The 17,191-nt window shown below is 43.4% G+C and carries 20 protein-coding genes; 18 read left to right on the plus strand and 2 right to left on the minus strand.

Annotated elements, in window-relative coordinates; genetic code table 11:
* Position 1 precedes the first annotated feature (1 nt).
* Positions 2–1,177, plus strand: coding sequence for an L-aspartate--L-methionine ligase LdmS (gene ldmS / locus ERX27_RS06985; protein WP_133432119.1), 1,176 nt, complete (start codon positions 2–4; stop codon positions 1,175–1,177).
* Between the two features lie 33 nt (positions 1,178–1,210).
* Here the strand turns inward: ldmS and coaW are convergent, their stop codons facing one another.
* Positions 1,211–2,023 (minus strand): type II pantothenate kinase, encoded by an 813-nt coding sequence (gene coaW, locus ERX27_RS06990; RefSeq protein ID WP_133432120.1) that lies wholly within the window; start codon positions 2,021–2,023, stop codon positions 1,211–1,213.
* A 141-nt stretch (positions 2,024–2,164) separates the two neighbouring features.
* Between coaW and ERX27_RS06995 the strand changes: the two genes are divergently transcribed.
* From ERX27_RS06995 to ERX27_RS07005, 3 genes are all read left to right on the plus strand, one after another.
* Complete coding sequence (locus ERX27_RS06995) at positions 2,165–2,968, plus strand: GNAT family N-acetyltransferase (protein ID WP_133432121.1); 804 nt, start codon at positions 2,165–2,167, stop codon at positions 2,966–2,968.
* A gap of 91 nt (positions 2,969–3,059) precedes the next feature.
* Positions 3,060–3,575 (plus strand): DNA-directed RNA polymerase subunit delta, encoded by a 516-nt coding sequence (rpoE, locus tag ERX27_RS07000; protein ID WP_133432122.1) that lies wholly within the window; start codon positions 3,060–3,062, stop codon positions 3,573–3,575.
* A 145-nt stretch (positions 3,576–3,720) separates the two neighbouring features.
* Positions 3,721–5,316 (plus strand): CTP synthase, encoded by a 1,596-nt coding sequence (locus ERX27_RS07005; protein WP_133432123.1) that lies wholly within the window; start codon positions 3,721–3,723, stop codon positions 5,314–5,316.
* Between the two features lie 39 nt (positions 5,317–5,355).
* On the opposite strand, the gene ERX27_RS07010 is transcribed toward ERX27_RS07005, so the two are convergent.
* Complete coding sequence (locus tag ERX27_RS07010; protein WP_133432124.1) at positions 5,356–5,856, minus strand: DUF2529 family protein; 501 nt, start codon at positions 5,854–5,856, stop codon at positions 5,356–5,358.
* 90 nt (positions 5,857–5,946) lie between these two features.
* On the opposite strand from ERX27_RS07010, the gene ERX27_RS07015 reads away from it, so the two are divergent.
* The 14 genes from ERX27_RS07015 (at position 5,947) to ERX27_RS07080 (ending at position 17,183) form a co-directional block, all read left to right on the plus strand.
* Complete coding sequence (locus ERX27_RS07015; RefSeq protein ID WP_239047281.1) at positions 5,947–6,288, plus strand: response regulator; 342 nt, start codon at positions 5,947–5,949, stop codon at positions 6,286–6,288.
* A 76-nt stretch (positions 6,289–6,364) separates the two neighbouring features.
* Positions 6,365–7,222: a class IIb fructose-bisphosphate aldolase FdaB gene (fdaB, locus tag ERX27_RS07020; protein WP_133432126.1), complete on the plus strand. Its 858-nt coding sequence runs from the start codon at positions 6,365–6,367 to the stop codon at positions 7,220–7,222.
* Positions 7,223–7,397: 175 nt separating this feature from the next.
* A complete protein-coding gene (locus ERX27_RS07025; protein ID WP_133432127.1) occupies positions 7,398–8,654 on the plus strand; it encodes a UDP-N-acetylglucosamine 1-carboxyvinyltransferase in 1,257 nt (418 codons plus the stop codon).
* Positions 8,655–8,749: 95 nt separating this feature from the next.
* The gene (locus tag ERX27_RS07030; RefSeq protein WP_133432128.1) at positions 8,750–9,070 is read left to right on the plus strand and encodes a winged helix-turn-helix transcriptional regulator; all 321 of its coding nucleotides are present in this window, start codon (positions 8,750–8,752) and stop codon (positions 9,068–9,070) included.
* 124 nt (positions 9,071–9,194) lie between these two features.
* Complete coding sequence (gene glpX, locus ERX27_RS07035) at positions 9,195–10,172, plus strand: class II fructose-bisphosphatase (protein ID WP_133432129.1); 978 nt, start codon at positions 9,195–9,197, stop codon at positions 10,170–10,172.
* A 146-nt stretch (positions 10,173–10,318) separates the two neighbouring features.
* On the plus strand, positions 10,319–11,635 hold the full coding sequence (rho, locus tag ERX27_RS07040) for a transcription termination factor Rho (protein ID WP_133432130.1): 1,317 nt from the start codon (positions 10,319–10,321) through the stop codon (positions 11,633–11,635).
* Between the two features lie 103 nt (positions 11,636–11,738).
* On the plus strand, positions 11,739–11,996 hold the full coding sequence (locus tag ERX27_RS07045; RefSeq protein WP_133418455.1) for a type B 50S ribosomal protein L31: 258 nt from the start codon (positions 11,739–11,741) through the stop codon (positions 11,994–11,996).
* 132 nt (positions 11,997–12,128) lie between these two features.
* Positions 12,129–12,716, plus strand: a complete 588-nt coding sequence (locus ERX27_RS07050) for a thymidine kinase (RefSeq protein ID WP_133432131.1) — start codon at positions 12,129–12,131, stop codon at positions 12,714–12,716.
* A 1-nt stretch (position 12,717) separates the two neighbouring features.
* Positions 12,718–13,794, plus strand: a complete 1,077-nt coding sequence (prfA, locus tag ERX27_RS07055; protein WP_133432132.1) for a peptide chain release factor 1 — start codon at positions 12,718–12,720, stop codon at positions 13,792–13,794.
* Positions 13,784–14,617 (plus strand): peptide chain release factor N(5)-glutamine methyltransferase, encoded by an 834-nt coding sequence (gene prmC / locus ERX27_RS07060; RefSeq protein WP_133432133.1) that lies wholly within the window; start codon positions 13,784–13,786, stop codon positions 14,615–14,617. Before prfA ends, prmC begins: the two co-directional genes overlap by 11 nt.
* An 87-nt stretch (positions 14,618–14,704) precedes the next feature.
* Entirely contained in the window at positions 14,705–15,715 is a 1,011-nt protein-coding gene (locus ERX27_RS07065) for an L-threonylcarbamoyladenylate synthase (RefSeq protein WP_133432134.1), read from the plus strand.
* Positions 15,716–15,722: 7 nt separating this feature from the next.
* Positions 15,723–16,148, plus strand: a complete 426-nt coding sequence (locus ERX27_RS07070) for a low molecular weight protein arginine phosphatase (RefSeq protein ID WP_133432135.1) — start codon at positions 15,723–15,725, stop codon at positions 16,146–16,148.
* A gap of 65 nt (positions 16,149–16,213) precedes the next feature.
* On the plus strand, positions 16,214–16,666 hold the full coding sequence (gene rpiB, locus ERX27_RS07075; protein WP_133432136.1) for a ribose 5-phosphate isomerase B: 453 nt from the start codon (positions 16,214–16,216) through the stop codon (positions 16,664–16,666).
* A complete protein-coding gene (locus ERX27_RS07080; RefSeq protein ID WP_133432137.1) occupies positions 16,653–17,183 on the plus strand; it encodes a TIGR01440 family protein in 531 nt (176 codons plus the stop codon). Before rpiB ends, ERX27_RS07080 begins: the two co-directional genes overlap by 14 nt.
* The last annotated feature ends 8 nt before the right edge of the window (positions 17,184–17,191 follow it).

The raw sequence follows: 17,191 nt of genomic DNA on the forward strand, positions 1-17,191 counted from the left end.
AATGAATAACTTTTTATCTAAACGCCCGCTGACTATGCATCAGCTTTATGGCAATCATGTTGTATTTACATCTCGCCCTTCATACGAAAAAAATCCTTGGCTGACAACGGAAGAACATCAGGCCAATATGCTGACGGCAAGGGAATTACTGATAGCGGATATACCGGTGATTCTTCATGAAGCAACGGTTGGAGAAAAGACGAAAACATTATTGGAAGCAGCAGGTATTGAACTGCCGTCCAATTATCGTACGTTTAAAGATGCGGATAGTTATCATCAGCGGTTGAGAGAAGCAGAAGAAGCGGGAGAGAAGATTTTCTTCCAATATACACATAATGAGGACTACGTGAAACCGTCTACGTACTATGTGAATAAAGATTTATTTGTAGCGCTTAATAATAAAATGAAGCTGTCAGACTGGACGAAAGGCAAATTCCTGCCAAAACGCGACGTGGTACCTGTCAGCAAGCTTGAAGAAACACTCGAAACTTGGCAGTATCCATACGTCATCAAGCCGGGTGATGACCATCCGACTGCAGGTGGTTATGGCGTAATGATCTGCTATAACGACCAGGATCGTGAGAAAGCACTCAGCCGTATTCAGGAAGCAGAAACAGATTCAGACTTCATCATTGAAGATTACATCAAGACAGAACAGAACTATTGTGTGCAGTACGCCTATAGTGATGCAGCAGGGCTTCAGTATATCGGTGCTTCAATTCAGGATACGAATGAATATGGCAAGTACCGCGGCAACACAACAGCTCATCATGTACCTGAACAAGTGATTGCGGCTGGCCGTGAGATCATGGAGAACGGCGTCGCTGAAGGCTATCGTGGTATTGCAGGATTTGATCTCCTCGTCGATGATCAAGGTGCTGTCTATGCGATTGATCTGAACTTCAGACAGAATGGTTCGACCTCTATGCTGATTATGGACGAATTGTTGGAAGGCGATTATGAGAAATTCTTCGGTGCATACGCGAAAGTTACAAATGAGGATTTCTACGCCCGGATTTTAGAAGAAGTAAAGGCAGGACGACTGTTCCCGCTTGCTTATTACGATGGTGATTATTTTGAGGGACAGACTGTACCTTCAAGATTTGTTGGCATCTGGCATGGCGAAAAACAAGATGTAGAAAAGCATGACCAGGCTTTTGTAGAATTCAACCGATAAAAATAAGACAGACCGCTGACTCAGCGGCCTGTCTTATTTTTCTTCCATTAATTTTAAAGTGCCGAGTGCACCTGAATATTCGCCGTTCTCGATGAAATAAGGTTTAAAGCCGCGCAGTACCGTATAGTTCATAACAACTTTTTTCAGCAGTTCATTGCTTAGGAACGATGAACCGATGTAAACGACGTACTCAGCGCCGAATTCTCTTGCGGCATGGATGGAAACAGTCGTCACGGTTTCACCGACGGCACCGATAGCAGCTGCCAGTTTATCAGCATCAGTGTACTGGACCGTCTCTTTTGTATGCAGCACACGGCCGAAGTTTGCCGCTGTCAGTTCACCCGGAATAGGGGTCTTATCACCTTTATAGATATGTTTAACTTTGAGGTCGATGTCATCACGGTCACCTTTTGCGGCCAGTGCAGTCAAAGTCTCGTAATCTGCTTCCCCGGTCAACAGGTAGCCAAGCCCTTGAATCATACCACCGCCAGCACCAGTACCACCCGCGCGCTCCTGCACTTCTCCTTTAACGTGGTGAATAGAAGTGCCTGTTCCGACATTGGTGAAAATATAATTTTCAAGAGGATGATTCAGCTGTTCAAGAAACGTCTGAATACCTTTAAATGTGGCATCAAATTCAATGCTCTGAAAAGCATCTTGTGGAATAAGGCTCTGGAGATAAGTCGCTTTTCCGCCTGTCAATGCGACTTCAGCATCCGGATATTGTTGCAGCAACTCTGCAACTGTCTCGACTTCTGTAGATAAATACTTCGAAAAAGTACGCTCGCCGTTCTCTTCTTTAACAATTTTAATCAGTGTCCCACCAGCATCTATACCGAATTTCATTTTAAAACCTCTTCTTTTTTGGTTACCATGATACAACTTGCAGCGTGACTTGTAAATTAAGTTCATGATTTAGTATGATGCAGTGCAGTGAAAAAGGGGTATAATCTAAAAAAAGGTGAATAACGCTGGAGGTTGTGGATTATGGAATTCAATGGATCACAGATTAATATCGTGCAGTATAGCGCAGATTACAGAGAGCAGTTAGAAGCATTCGAGCTGGAAGAGCGTCAGATGATTTATTCTTCTCTGCCGATTCAAGTGCTGGAGGAAGGACTGATGGATCACAATAGACGTCCATGCGTCGTTTTAAATAAAGAAGATCAAGTAGTAGGCTTCTTTGTTCTTCATCAGTATTATCAGCATGAAGGATATGAAACGCCGATTAATGCGGTCTATGTCAGAAGCTTATCTATCAACTCTAAATATCAGGGACATGGTTACGGTACTGAAATCATGATGAATATTCCTGATTATGTACAGCAGGTTTTCCCTGACTTTGAACATCTTTATTTAGTGGTTGATGCAGAGAACCAGGCAGCATGGAATTTATATGAACGCGCAGGCTTCCTGCACTTAGCAACAAATCCTGAGGGACCCATCGGTAAAGAGCGTCTATACTATCTTGATTTATCAGGTCAATATGTTTCTAAATTGCGTCTGATCAAGCAGGATGATACTGTTCTACTTGATAAGGACGGCACTAATGTAGGACAGATTAAGCTGTCAGTGGACGGCAAGGCTGTTCGTATTGAAGAGTTTCAGCCTGCTGATGATGAAGTGCGAGAAAGCGCACTTAGACAACTGGCGACTTATGTCAGAAAACATTATCCTGAAGCGGATCGCATTTTAGTGGATACTGATCAGCCGGACCCTTATTTGAACATTAATTTCGTGCAGGAAGATTCGGAGGCACCTGAACAGCTGATGAAGCTGATCAAGTATTAAAGAGAAATATTTACTGGTAAATCATGATTATTCTTGTTATGATTTAGGGTGAATAAAAATCGACTGCCTGACGTGAAAGGACGAATTAATAATGAAAATCAGTGAATATACTAAAGAAATGATGAACGAACATTCTTTCATCGATATGGCTTATCTTTATCTCTTAGAAAAAGGGAAGGATCAAGGCTTGTACGATATCATCGATGAATTCAAAAAAATCGGTGATTATAAAGATGAAGAAATTGAAACACGTGTGGTTCAGTTCTATACAGATTTAAATACAGATGGCCGTTTCCTCTCTACAGGAGAAAATATCTGGGGTCTTCGTGACTGGTATTCTGTCGACGATATCGAAGAAAAAATTGCACCGACTGTTCAGAAGTTTGAAGTGCTTGATGATGACGATGAAGATGACGCTAATATCGCGCTTCTTGGTGAAGAAGAAGTCGACGATGAGCTGGATGTTGTCGTAGAAGACGGCAGCGATGAAGAAAACCTTGAAGATCCTGAAGATGAAGCTGTTGAAGATGAACTCGATCAAGCGGGTCTAGTCGTTGAAGAAGACGACGATGATTTTGAAGAAGACGAAGAAGAGGAAGAACTCTAATTTCTCTTTTAAGATGATTGACTTATCTTCTAAAAATGATTATTATTTTACTTGGGCTCCTTTAAATAGGACAACGTATAAAATTTACGCTCCCTTTGCGCTTGCAAAAGGAGCGTTTTTTATTTTTTAATTTCAGGAGGTTTATATGACTAAATTTATTTTTGTAACAGGTGGCGTTGTATCTTCACTTGGTAAAGGGATTACTGCTGCGAGCTTAGGGCGTCTGCTTAAAAACCGTGGCTTAAACGTAACGATTCAGAAATTTGATCCTTATTTAAATGTCGATCCAGGTACGATGAGTCCTTATCAGCACGGTGAAGTATTCGTGACGGATGACGGCGCTGAAACCGATCTTGACTTAGGTCACTATGAGCGTTTCATCGATATTAACTTGAATCAGTATTCTAACGTCACAGCGGGTAAAGTCTACTCTCACGTTCTGAAAAAAGAGCGTCGTGGCGACTATTTAGGCGGCACTGTTCAGGTGATTCCGCATATCACGAATGAAATCAAGGCACGTCTGCTCAAAGCGGGCGAAAGCACTCATGCTGATGTCGTTATCACTGAAATCGGTGGTACAACAGGTGATATTGAGTCATTACCATTTCTTGAATCAATCCGTCAGATCAAAAGTGATCTCGGTCGTGAGAACGTCATGTATATTCACTGTACGCTTCTTCCTTACATTAAAGCGGCAGGCGAAATGAAGACAAAACCAACACAGCACAGCGTAAAAGAACTGCGTGGTCTGGGTATTCAGCCTGACATAATCGTTGTACGTACAGAATACGAAATGACACAGGATCTGCGTGATAAAATCGCTTTATTCTGTGATATCGATAAAAATTCAGTCATTGAGTGCCGCGACGCGGACACACTTTATCAGATTCCACTGGCGCTGAAAGAACAGAAGATGGATGACATCGTTGTTAAACGTCTAGGCTTACAGGCTGACGAGGAAGCGGAACTGACAGAATGGACACAGCTTCTTGACACAGTCCGCAATCTGGATGGTAAAACAAGAATCGCGCTTGTCGGTAAATATGTGGCGCTGCAGGATGCTTATTTATCTGTAGTAGAAGCACTTAAACATGCAGGTTACCAGTTCGGTAAAGACGTGGAGATCAAATGGCTGAATTCTGAAGAACTGAACGTCTCTAACTTTAAAGAAGAATTAAAAGACGTTGACGGTATCTTAGTACCAGGCGGTTTCGGTGAACGCGGAATTGAAGGGAAAATTCTTGCGACGCAGTATGCGCGTGAAAACAATATTCCATTCTTCGGTATCTGTTTAGGTATGCAGCTTGCAACCGTTGAATTTGCACGTAATGTGGTCGGTTTAAAAGATGCGCATTCATCAGAACTTGATCCAAACACACCTTATCCAGTCATCTCATTATTACCTGACCAGAAAGATGTAGTGGACCTCGGCGGAACGCTCCGTCTCGGCCTCTATCCTTGTCAGCTGACTGAAGGAACAAAAGCGCATGCAGCCTACGGTGAACCATTAGTAGAAGAACGCCACCGTCATCGTTATGAGTTCAATAACGAATTCCGTGGTCGTCTTGAAGAAAAAGGTTTGGTCTTCTCAGGAACATCACCTGATGGCCGTCTAGTTGAGATTATCGAAATTCCGGAGCATAAATGGTTTGTTGCCTGTCAGTTCCACCCTGAATTCTTATCTCGTCCTACTCGTCCACAGCCGTTATTCAGAGATTTCATTGAAGCGACAATCAAATAGTAGAAAAGTGCTATCTGCAGTACAGCAGATAGCACTTTTTTATGCGTTCTCGTCATCTATCATTTCTTTAATAGTGGCATAGAGAATGTAATAAATATAATTCATCGCCATCATATGAGGGGTGATGATACGGCTGAAGTCTTCAGTCGGCACAAGCGCGCGCGGTGTCGAAAGATCGATGAAGTTCATACTACTGATGCGTTCGTCTTTATTACAGATGAGAACGTAGTCAATATCCTGCTGGTCAAGGTCTGCGATGTATTCAATGACAGCATCATCGTAAACATCAGCCATGAGCAGAACTCTGTCTGTTTTATCGATGACCGATTCTGTAATCAGTTTTTCTGAATCCGGCAGCCGTTCGGCACTGCTGGTCGCAAATTCCTCGAAATATTTAAGGTCTCCGAATCCTTTTACATAAACTTTGCCTTCACCTAGAATAGCTTGTGCAAGCAGACGTGCTGCGATGTCGATCTCTGTCTCCTGGTTGTTAATTTTCTGAAAGACACCATTCAGCTGTGTATTGAAAATCTTAATCATGATGAATCCTTCCTTTTCCTGAATAATATCGCACATATATAGTACAATCTTAGTATAAAAAGGAGGACGATTACAATCATGAGGATTCTGGTGATTGATGATGAAGCCAATATTCGCCTATTGCTGAAGGAAATATTTTCATTGAGTGGTTATACAGTTGATGAAGCTGAAAACGGACTTGTAGCGCTTACAATGGTGAAGGACAAGCAATATAACCTTATATTGATGGATAAAAGAATGCCGGTGATGAACGGAGAAGAAGCACTCAGTGAAATCAAAAAACTGACGGACACACCTGTCTACGTCGTTTCTGCATTTCAGTCTGCTGAAGAAGTTGAAAAACTCTATCAGCTAGGTGCAACGGGTGTACTGACGAAGCCTTTTGTCATGAAAGATGTACTGGAGATTGCTGAGCAATTTGCAGATGCTTAATATTATGCAATCATTTCTGGTCTTTGATATACTGAAGTTATAAAAGTTGTGCATAGCACATAAGGAGGATATTTTCATGCCATTAGTTTCTATGAAAGAAATGTTAATCCAAGCAAAAGAAGGCGGTTATGCAGTAGGTCAGTATAACTTGAACAACCTTGAGTTCACTCAAGCTATCTTAGGTGCTTCTCAAGAAGAAAATGCACCAGTCATTCTTGGAGTATCTGAAGGCGCAGGAAAATATATGGGCGGTTTCTATACTGTTGTTAAAATGGTTGAAGGTTTAATGAAAGACATGAACATAACTGTTCCTGTAGCGATTCATTTAGACCACGGTTCTAGCTTTGAAAAATGTAAAGAAGCGATTGATGCTGGTTTCACATCAGTCATGATTGATGCTTCTCACCATTCATTTGAAGAGAACGTAGAAATCACTAAAAAAGTCGTTGAATACGCTCATTCTAAAGGTGTTTCTGTTGAAGCGGAACTGGGTCGCGTTGGCGGACAGGAAGATGATGTTGTATCTGACGGTGTTGTTTATGCAGACGCTAAAGAATGTCAGGAATTAGTTGAAAAAACAGGTATTGACTGTTTAGCACCAGCACTTGGTTCTGTTCACGGTCCATATAAAGGTGAACCTAACTTAGGTTTCAAAGAAATGGAAGAAATCGGTCGAGCAACTGGATTACCACTTGTATTACACGGTGGTACAGGTATCCCGACTAAAGATATCACACGTTCAATTTCTTTAGGAACAGCTAAAATCAACGTTAACACAGAAAACCAAATCGCTTCAGCTAAAGCAGTACGTGACACATTAAACAACGATGCAAATGTTTACGATCCACGTAAATATCTTGGACCAGCTCGTGAAGCAATTAAAGCGACTGTACAAGGTAAGATTCGTGAATTTGGTACTTCTAATAAAGCATAATCTGTTATTGAAAAATAAAGCACACTTCATTGCTGAAGTGTGCTTTTCTTGACTTTTTACCACATTTTGCATTATATTTAAAATCGCAAATCTTATAGCTATTGATATATAAATATAACGAACAGTAAGATAGAAGATTAAAATATAATTGTGAAATGCGAAAAGGAGTACATATATGTCTGAAGAGGTAATCAAGATAAGAGGTGGCAAACTGCTGAATGGTAAAGTCCAGATCAGTGGTGCAAAAAACAGTGCAGTAGCACTTATCCCGGCAACATTGATGGCAGATGATATCGTTAAGCTAGACGGGCTTCCGGATATTTCTGATGTTGTCACTTTAATGAGTCTGCTGGGCGACTTAAATATTAAAACAGAGCTTGAGGGCGATACACTGACTGTGGATTCTTCAGAAGCAGTGAACCTGCCGCTCCCTAATCATAAAGTACAGTCACTTAGAGCATCTTATTATATGATGGGTGCGATGCTCGCCAGATTCAAAAAATGTACGATTGGTTTACCGGGCGGCTGTCCTCTTGGACCACGCCCGATCGATCAGCATATTAAAGGCTTCGAAGCATTAGGCGCAACTGTGACAAGCGATGAAGGCGGCATGCATTTACATGCTGAGAATCTGCGCGGCGCGACTATTTTCATGGATGTTGTTTCTGTAGGAGCGACAATTAATATTATGCTTGCTGCTTCTATGGCAGAAGGTAAGACCGTCATTGAAAATGCGGCGAAAGAACCTGAGATTGTAGACGTGGCAACGCTGTTAAATAACATGGGTGCTAAAATACGCGGTGCAGGTACTGACACACTGAAAATTGAAGGTGTAGAGAAGCTGCATGGTACAAGTCATACGATTATCCCGGACCGTATTGAAGCGGGGACTTATATGTGTGCTGCTGCAGCGATGGGTGAGGAAGTCGTGATCGAGAACATTATTCCACTCCATATGGACCCATTAACGGCTAAACTGAAAGAAATGGGTGTCAATATTGAAGTAGGTGAAGACAGTGCGATTATTCGTCGTTCAGAATCTTTAAAACCGCTTAATATTACAACCAATGTCTATCCAGGATTTGCGACAGACCTGCAGCAGCCGTTCACACCGCTTCTCTTTATGGCGAATGCTGCAAGCACCGTAACAGATACTATTTATCCGGCGCGTTTTAAGCACGTCGATGAACTAAGACGTATGGCTGCAGACATCAGTGAAGAATCCGGTACTGCTTATATCAAGCCGTCAAAACTGACAGGGGCAGAAGTGGCAGCAAGTGACCTACGTGCTGGTGCGTGTCTTGTCATTGCAGGTCTCACTGCTGAAGGTGTGACTACTGTCTATAATGTTAAACATATTGACCGTGGCTACAGCGGGATTGTTGAGAAATTAAAAGCGCTTGGCGCAGACATTTGGCGTGAACAAATCTAGCCTATAAAAACACCTCTCGTGAGGTGTTTTTATATATTTATTATAGTTGATATATTTTTTATACTTTAGTATAATGGGAGTAAGAGGTGAGGAATATGGAAATTTGTCCTTATTTAGAAGAGACATTTAAAATCCTCGGTAGAAGCTGGAACGGGTTATTGATCAACTATCTTTCAAGATGTGACAATCGTAGTGCACATTTCTCAGATATTAAACGAGATCTGAAATCTATTACACCCCGCGCCCTGAGTCTGAAACTCGGGGAACTTGCAGACTGGGGACTTATTGAGAAGAAAGTGACGACAACGACACCACTTTCGATCGAATATGTGCTGACACCGAAAGGATATGCACTGAGTCAGGCGATGATTCCAATAGAAGAATGGGCTCAGGAAAATCTTGAGCTGAACCATTAAAATCCTGCCTGGCAGGATTTTTTTGGTTTCTAAAGACTGAATATTGATGAAAAGAATATACCATTAACCTGAATGTGTTATACTATTTGTGAATGCAAACCTGATAGATAAAGGAGAATGGAATATGGAACGTAGTTTATCGATGGAATTAGTTCGTGTGACTGAAGCAGCGGCACTTCAGAGTGCGAAATGGGTAGGTAAAGGATTAAAGAACGAAGCAGATGATGCAGCAACAACTGCGATGCGTACTGTATTTGATACAATTCCGATGGATGGTGTGGTTGTCATCGGTGAAGGTGAAATGGACGAAGCACCGATGTTATATATCGGTGAGGAACTAGGTACTAAAGAAGGTCCAGCCATCGATATCGCGGTTGACCCGTTAGAAGGAACGACACTGGTTGCAGAAGGTAGCTGGAATGCGATGACGGTTCTTGCTGTCGGAGACCGCGGGACACTGCTTCATGCGCCGGATATGTACATGGAAAAAATCGCGGTGGGTCCTGAATGTAAGGGCGTCGTTGACATCACGAAGAGCGTCAGCGAAAACCTGCATGCGGTAGCAAAAGCGAAAAATAAAGATATCTCTGAAGTAACGGCGACGCTTCTTAATCGTGAACGTCATCAAGGTATTATCAAGGAAATTCGTGAAACAGGTGCACGTATCAAACTGATTGAGCACGGCGATGTAGCGGGTGCTATTAACACAGCATTTGATTTTACGGGTGTTGATATTTTATTTGGTTCAGGTGGTGCACCAGAGGGCGTGATTGCGGCTGTTGGTATTAAAGCGCTTGGCGGTGACTTCCAGGGTATCCTGTTACCTGAAGATGCAGAGCAGGAAGAACGATGCCGCAAGATGGGTATCGAACCGAATACCGTTCTTCAGCTGGATGATATGGTTAAAGGTGACGATGCTATCTTTGCAGCGTCTGCAGTGACTGACGGCGAACTGATGAAAGGTGTTCAGTTCAAAGGTGGATTCGCAACGACACACTCACTTGTCATGCGTGCTAAATCAGGAACTGTCCGCTTTGTTCAAGGTCGTCACAGCCTTGAGAAAAAACCGGGTCTCACTATCAACGATTCTGATACAATCTAATAGACCAATCAGCATGCGAGGCATGCTGATTTTTCTTTTGGCATGATTCGTTTTATGATAAACTATGAAAGTTCATCGCAAGATCCCCGTATCTTTCCCTCTTATCTATTATCAGAGAAATGAATAAATTAAATAGAAGGTGTCATATGACTGAAAAACAACGGACAAGCCCTCAGTATGAATCTTTTGATGCGCTTTATAAGAACAGTACGACTAAAGAACTGACTGCACGCGCAAAAGAACTGGGACTTGTGAACTATAGCAAACTGAATAAAAAAGAGCTGGTTCTGGCTGTCATGGAAAAACAGATGGAACAGGACGGCAATTATTATATGGAGGGCGTACTGGATGACATACAGTTAGACGGCTACGGTTTCCTGAGAACGGTCAACTACTCAAAAGGTGAAAAAGATATTTATATTTCAGCCAGTCAGATCCGTCGCTTTGAAATCAAACGAGGCGATAAAGTAACGGGTAAAGTACGTAAGCCTAAAGAAAATGAGAAATATTATGGTCTCCTGCAGGTGGACTTTGTCAATGATCAGAATGCGGAAGAAGTGAAGAAGCGTCCCCATTTCCAGGCGCTGACGCCTCTATATCCGGATAGACGTATTAAACTTGAAACGACTAAGACAGCGTATTCAACACGTATTATGGATCTTGTGACGCCTATTGGTTTTGGCCAGCGTGGCATGATTGTCGCACCGCCTAAAGCAGGGAAGACTTCTCTGCTGAAAGAAATAGCCAATGCGATCTGCACGAATCATCCAGATGCGAAGCTCTTTATTCTACTTGTCGGTGAAAGACCGGAAGAAGTAACTGACCTTGAACGGTCTGTTGAGCAGGCAGAAGTGGTTCATTCAACGTTTGATGAGCCGCCTGAGCATCATGTTAAAGTGGCTGAACTGTTACTTGAACGTGCGAAACGCTTAGTCGAACTCGGAGAAGACGTCATCATCCTGATGGATTCCATCACAAGACTCGCTCGCGCGTACAACCTGGTGATTCCGCCGAGCGGCCGCACCTTGTCAGGTGGTCTTGACCCAGCAAGTCTGCATAAGCCGAAAGCCTTTTTCGGTGCGGCTCGTAACATTGAGGCAGGTGGCAGCCTGACTATTCTTGCGACAGCGCTTGTAGATACAGGTTCACGTATGGATGACATGATTTACGAGGAATTTAAAGGAACAGGTAACATGGAACTGACACTTGACCGGAAATTAGCTGAAAAGCGTGTCTATCCTGCGATAGATATCCGCCGGAGCTCAACGCGTAAAGAGGAACTCCTGCTGGATAAGAAAGAACTTGATATGGTCTGGCAGCTGCGCAACCTGTTCACTGAAGCACCTGACTTCACTGAACGCTTCCTAAGACGACTGAAGCAAAGTGACAATAATGCTGATTTCTTCAACCAATTAGGTGAGCGTATGGCTGAGAGTGCAAAGAGCGGCAAACCGATTATTTAATGGTTGCATTCTGAGGTCAGACCCTATATAATATGTAAGTATTGACGTGTATAACACGAATAACTCTGTTCCAGATGGTTCAGGGCAAAGGAGCTGAAAAATAATGAAACAAGGCATTCATCCAGAATACCGTAAAGTAATCTTCTTAGATTCTACTACAGATTTTAAATTCTTAAGCGGTTCTACTCGTTCTTCAAACGAAACGATGACATGGGAAGACGGTAACGAATATCCAGTTATCCGTTTAGATATCTCTTCAGATTCTCACCCATTCTACACTGGCCGTCAGAAATTCGCATCTGCGGATGGTCGTGTTGAGCGTTTCAACAAGAAATTCGGATTCAAATCAAGCAACGAATAATAGCTTACGAGTTCCACATTCAACTGAATGCTGGAACTTTTTTTGTATCATAAATTCGCCTTTTGCTATGCGCTTAAAAGTCTTATTTTATGATATAATGAAGCGATTATGTGTTAAAAGGTGGCAGGTCATATGTATGAAAGTTATCACGCAGGCTGGGTGGAATGTATTGCCGGCAGTATGTTCAGTGGCAAAAGTGAAGAGTTAATCAGACGGATCAGACGAGGACTCTATGCAAAGCAGAAAGTCATGGTCTTTAAACCGCAGATCGATAACCGTTACAGCGATGATGAAGTAGTTTCGCATAACGGCACGAAAGTAGAGGCGTTCAATGTGCCGGGTTCAGCAGCTATACTGGACCATGTGACGAGTGATATCGATATTGTAGCGATAGATGAAGTGCAGTTTTTTGATAATGGCGTAGTTGAGATTGCGACGGAACTTGCAAACCGTGGACATCGCGTTATTGTCGCAGGACTGGACATGGATTTTAAAGGAGTGCCTTTTGATCCAGTGCCAGAATTGATGGCCATCAGTGAACACGTCACGAAGCTGCAGGCAGTGTGTGCAGTATGCGGTTCGCCTGCATCACGTACTCAGCGTCTGATAGATGGTAAACCAGCACGTGTTGATGACCCGCTCATTCTGATTGGCGCAAATGAAAGTTACGAACCAAGGTGCCGGGCGCATCATATCGTAAGAAGTACAGAGGAGGATTAATATGTTAGATCAGTTAGAAATCGTTGAAGATCGTTATGAGCAGCTGAATGAGTTGCTGAGTGATCCGGATGTTGTATCGGATCCAAATAAACTGCGTCAGTATTCTAAAGAGCAGTCAGACTTATCAAAGACAGTAGAAGTCTATCGCAATTATAAAGAAGTAAAGCAGCAGCTGGAAGAAGCACTCGAAATGATGGGTGATGCTGAAGATGCAGAAGAAGAAGCAATGATTAAGGAAGAAATCGCAGAACTGAAACCGCAGATTCCAGCACTAGAAGAAGAGCTGAAATTCTTATTGATTCCAAAAGATCCGAATGACGATAAAAACGTTGTCATGGAGATTCGTGGTGCAGCGGGTGGAGATGAAGCGGCTATTTTCGCCGGCGATCTGTTCCGTATGTATTCTAAGTTCGCTGAAGAGCAGGGCTGGAAGATCGATATTATGGAAGCAAGCGAAGCGGACCACGGGGGTTATAAAGAGATTATCTTTATGATTAACGGTAACGGGGCATTCAGTAAGCTGAAATTCGAAAACGGTGCACACCGCGTGCAGCGTATCCCGTCCACTGAAAGTGGTGGACGTATTCATACATCAACTGCAACGGTAGCCGTACTGCCTGAAGTAGAAGATGTTGAAATTGACATCAAGCAGGAAGATTTAAGAATTGAAACGTATCGTTCAAGTGGTTCGGGCGGTCAGCACGTCAACACGACTGACTCTGCTGTACGTATCACGCATATTCCGACAGGTATTGTCGCAACTTCTTCAGAGAAATCACAGATTCAGAACCGTGAGAAAGCCCTGAAGCTTCTGAAAACACGTGTCTATGACATGATGCTGCAGGAAGAACAGGCAAAATACGCAGAACAGCGTAAATCAGCTGTCGGTTCTGGTGACCGTTCAGAGCGTATTCGTACTTATAACTATCCGCAGAACCGTGTAACTGATCACCGCATCGGTCTGACGATTCAGAAGCTTGATCAGATCGTTGAAGGTAAAGTACTTGAAATCATCGAGGCACTGACAGTTGCTGAGCAGACATCTAAGCTTGAAGAGTTGAACGAAGGTGTCCTTTAAGCCGAGCGAACTGCTGATACCTGCACGTCAGCTGTTACGCGTGCAGGATATCCCTGTAAACGGCGCGGACTGGCTGCTGATGGATTTATTTGAACTATCCAGGCTTGATATCATGCTGGATCAGCCCGTGCTGACTGAGGAGATGCAGCAGCTCTATGTTTCTAAAGTAGAGCTGCTGGCATCTGGCGTGCCTCTGGGACATTTAACCGGTTTTCAGGTGTTCTACGGCCGACCTTTTCAAGTCAATGGACATGTGCTGATTCCGCGTCCTGAAACAGAGGAACTCGTTGAACGAACCCTTGAATATGCGGGAACGGTCGTAGCTGATATTGGAACTGGCAGCGGTTGTATCGCTATCACACTTGCTCTGGAGTCTGATTACGAAGTCTACGCAGTGGATATCAGTTCTGAAGCACTTGAAGTAGCGAAACGAAATGCAGAATTGCTGGGGGCATCTGTCCGATTTCTAGAAGGTGACCTGCTCGCCCCTATTAAAGCAGAAAGTATCCAGCTGGATATACTCGTTTCAAATCCACCTTACATCGCTGAAAGTGAAAAAGAGCTGATGTCTGATTCTGTACTGGATTTTGATCCACATCTTGCCCTCTTTGCTGACGACGATGGACTGGCACTTTATAAACGCATGATTCAGGATTTACCTGAGGTTATGAAAGAAGGCGGCCATGTATTGTTTGAAATCGGTCATGCACAGGGCTTGGCCTTGAAAGAGTCTATCAATCAGCTTTATCCGAATGTCGACGTCCATATAGAAAAAGATATTAATCAGCTGGACCGCATCATCTGGTTCAAATGGTGTCAATAAGTTATGCACAAAACGTAAAAGTTATCCACGATTTGTGCATAACTTTTTATTTTATACTAAACTAGGGATAATGGAGGCGATTATGAGATGGAAACATACGTTTGGGATGTGCGTAACTATGTGCATGACTTATCCACATATCCACAAATAGCAGAAATTATAGCAGGTTTTAAAGAAGATGAGCTTATCGCGATACCGACTGAAACGGTATACGGGCTGGCAGCAAACGCTAAAAGTGCAGCAGCGGTCTCAAAAGTCTATGTGGCCAAAGGCAGACCCAGTGACAATCCACTGATTGTTCATATCTATTCGCAGAAACAGATGGACTTCATCGAAAATATTCATCCGGCAGCTCAGCAATTGATGGATTATTTCTGGCCGGGACCTATTTCATTTATCCTGCCACTCAAGAAAGATAGCCTCGCTGAACAGGTGACTGCAGGAAAAGAGACGGTTGCTGTTAGAATGCCGGAAGATAAAACTGCACTGCAGTTACTGGAAATCGTCGGCCTGCCTCTCGCAGCACCGAGCGCCAATTTAAGCGGTCGTCCTTCTCCTACCAATTATGAACATGTCTATGAAGACTTAAATGGCCGTATACATGGTATAGTTCGCGGTGATGATAGTCACATCGGAATTGAAAGTACGGTGCTTGATTGTTCAAGTTATCCATTTAGAATTGCAAGACCAGGTGCTATTACAGCATCCATGCTGGAAGAAGTGGTAGCAGGTTGCATGACGGAGGCTGATTACACGAGTGATGATGCTCCCATTGCACCCGGCATGAAATATCGTCACTATGCGCCGAATAGCCCGATTCAGTTGGTAGATGGTGGTATATCCTCATCTCTTCAAGTCGACCGTCACACTGCAGTTGTCGGGCCGGAAAGCATTCGCTTTCTTGTGACGGGTGGCACTTTCTATCCGCTCTGTCAGGATGAACAGGATATTAAAGGTGCATCGGCAAATCTTTATGATGTCCTGAGAGCGATCGATCACAATAAAGAAATCACAGAGATCATTCTCAGCGGTTTTAAACGTGATGAAGCGAGCCAGGCACTGATGAATAGAATAGATAAGGCATCAGCCGGAAAGTAGGAAAAAGATGAAAATAATTTTTGTCTGTACAGGTAATACATGCCGTAGCCCACTTGCTGAGAGTCTTGCGCAGTCAGCTATACCGTCACATCTTTTTGAATCAAGAGGACTGGCGGCTTTCCCGGGGGCGCCCGTGTCTGAGTATTCAGCTGAACTCATCAGCAGGCACCAGTTACCAGCAGTCGGTCCAGCAATGGCTTTCACTGAGGAGGATGCTGAAGTAGACTTGATTCTGACGATGTCACGCCAGCATAAAAAGAACATCCAGTCTCTTTATCCGGCAGCGAATGTCTATACACTTTCAGAATATGCCTCGGATAGTCAGAGAGATATCGCCGATCCATACGGGGGACATTTTGCACATTATGAACAGGTGTTTACAGAATTAAGAAAGCATATTGACAATTTAGCTAAAAAGTTGCCACCTGTTTAATAAACACTCGAGGAAAAAATACAAATAAGCTATAATGAACCTATTCGAGTAAGGGAGGTCTTAAAATGAAAGTTGCGATTGCAAGTGACCACGGTGGCTATCAGCATAAAGAAGCCATCAAGAACCATCTTGATGAATTAGGAATTGAATATAAGGACTTTGGCACGGATTCACCTGATTCTGTTGATTATCCGGATTACGCGCGTCCAGTCAGTGAAGCAGTGACGTCTGGAGAGTATGACAGAGGTATTCTGATCTGCGGGACAGGTATTGGGATGTCTATAGCAGCCAATAAAGTAAAAGGTGTCCGCTGTGCACTTGTCCATGATGTCTTTACGGCACAAGTCACTAGACAGCATAATGATTCAAACGTGCTCGCTATGGGGCAGCGCGTCATCGGAGAGGGTCTTGCACTCCTGATTGTTGAGACGTGGCTGAAAGGTGAATTTGAAGGCGGACGTCATCAGGCAAGAATCGATAAGATTACAGCACTGGAAGATGCTTATGGCAGACATTAAGACACTGCTCGCAGAACTGGAAGCCATTCACTTCTTCAAAGAAGGTGAGATCTGCGTCATCGGCTGCTCTACGTCAGAAGTCATCGGTGAAAAAATCGGTACACATAGTTCTGATGAAGTCGCAGAAACCTTTTTTGAGGCCTTTAAGGCTATTGCTGAGAAAACAGGTGTTCAGTTCGTTTTTCAGGGCTGTGAACACATCAACCGGGCACTGACGCTGGAAAAAACGCTGGCTGATAAGCTGGGCCTGCAGACTGTAACTGTAGTGCCTGTCAGAAAAGCAGGCGGCAGTATGAGTGCATACGCTTATCGCCATCTATCAGAACCTGTGGTCGTTGAACATATTCAGGCAGACTGCGGTATTGATATCGGACAGACATTAATCGGTATGCATATCAAACATGTGCAGATTCCGGTACGGGTCAACACGAAAAAAGTCGGTGAAGCAGTTGTGACAATAGCGACTCATCGACCGAAGCTGATCGGCGGACCAAGAGCACAGTACGAATTAAACTAAGGGGGATT

The sequence above is a fragment of the Macrococcus brunensis genome (assembly GCF_004359615.1).
Classification (GTDB): Bacteria; Bacillota; Bacilli; order Staphylococcales; family Staphylococcaceae; genus Macrococcus; species Macrococcus brunensis.

What these genes read in the sequence shown, in the direction of transcription:
- ldmS (WP_133432119.1), top strand. Translation starts at nt 2, where the DNA reads ATGAATAACTTTTTATCTAAACGCCCGCTGACTATGCATCAGCTTTAT.
- ERX27_RS06995 (WP_133432121.1), top strand. Translation starts at nt 2,165, where the DNA reads ATGGAATTCAATGGATCACAGATTAATATCGTGCAGTATAGCGCAGAT.
- ERX27_RS07045 (WP_133418455.1), top strand. Translation starts at nt 11,739, where the DNA reads ATGAAACAAGGCATTCATCCAGAATACCGTAAAGTAATCTTCTTAGAT.
- glpX (WP_133432129.1), top strand. Translation starts at nt 9,195, where the DNA reads ATGGAACGTAGTTTATCGATGGAATTAGTTCGTGTGACTGAAGCAGCG.
- ERX27_RS07005 (WP_133432123.1), top strand. Translation starts at nt 3,721, where the DNA reads ATGACTAAATTTATTTTTGTAACAGGTGGCGTTGTATCTTCACTTGGT.
- ERX27_RS07065 (WP_133432134.1), top strand. Translation starts at nt 14,705, where the DNA reads ATGGAAACATACGTTTGGGATGTGCGTAACTATGTGCATGACTTATCC.
- ERX27_RS07050 (WP_133432131.1), top strand. Translation starts at nt 12,129, where the DNA reads ATGTATGAAAGTTATCACGCAGGCTGGGTGGAATGTATTGCCGGCAGT.
- ERX27_RS07010 (WP_133432124.1), bottom strand. Translation starts at nt 5,856, where the DNA reads ATGATTAAGATTTTCAATACACAGCTGAATGGTGTCTTTCAGAAAATT.
- ERX27_RS07025 (WP_133432127.1), top strand. Translation starts at nt 7,398, where the DNA reads ATGTCTGAAGAGGTAATCAAGATAAGAGGTGGCAAACTGCTGAATGGT.
- fdaB (WP_133432126.1), top strand. Translation starts at nt 6,365, where the DNA reads ATGCCATTAGTTTCTATGAAAGAAATGTTAATCCAAGCAAAAGAAGGC.
- rpoE (WP_133432122.1), top strand. Translation starts at nt 3,060, where the DNA reads ATGAAAATCAGTGAATATACTAAAGAAATGATGAACGAACATTCTTTC.
- ERX27_RS07080 (WP_133432137.1), top strand. Translation starts at nt 16,653, where the DNA reads ATGGCAGACATTAAGACACTGCTCGCAGAACTGGAAGCCATTCACTTC.
- ERX27_RS07070 (WP_133432135.1), top strand. Translation starts at nt 15,723, where the DNA reads ATGAAAATAATTTTTGTCTGTACAGGTAATACATGCCGTAGCCCACTT.
- rpiB (WP_133432136.1), top strand. Translation starts at nt 16,214, where the DNA reads ATGAAAGTTGCGATTGCAAGTGACCACGGTGGCTATCAGCATAAAGAA.
- coaW (WP_133432120.1), bottom strand. Translation starts at nt 2,023, where the DNA reads ATGAAATTCGGTATAGATGCTGGTGGGACACTGATTAAAATTGTTAAA.
- rho (WP_133432130.1), top strand. Translation starts at nt 10,319, where the DNA reads ATGACTGAAAAACAACGGACAAGCCCTCAGTATGAATCTTTTGATGCG.
- ERX27_RS07030 (WP_133432128.1), top strand. Translation starts at nt 8,750, where the DNA reads ATGGAAATTTGTCCTTATTTAGAAGAGACATTTAAAATCCTCGGTAGA.
- prfA (WP_133432132.1), top strand. Translation starts at nt 12,718, where the DNA reads ATGTTAGATCAGTTAGAAATCGTTGAAGATCGTTATGAGCAGCTGAAT.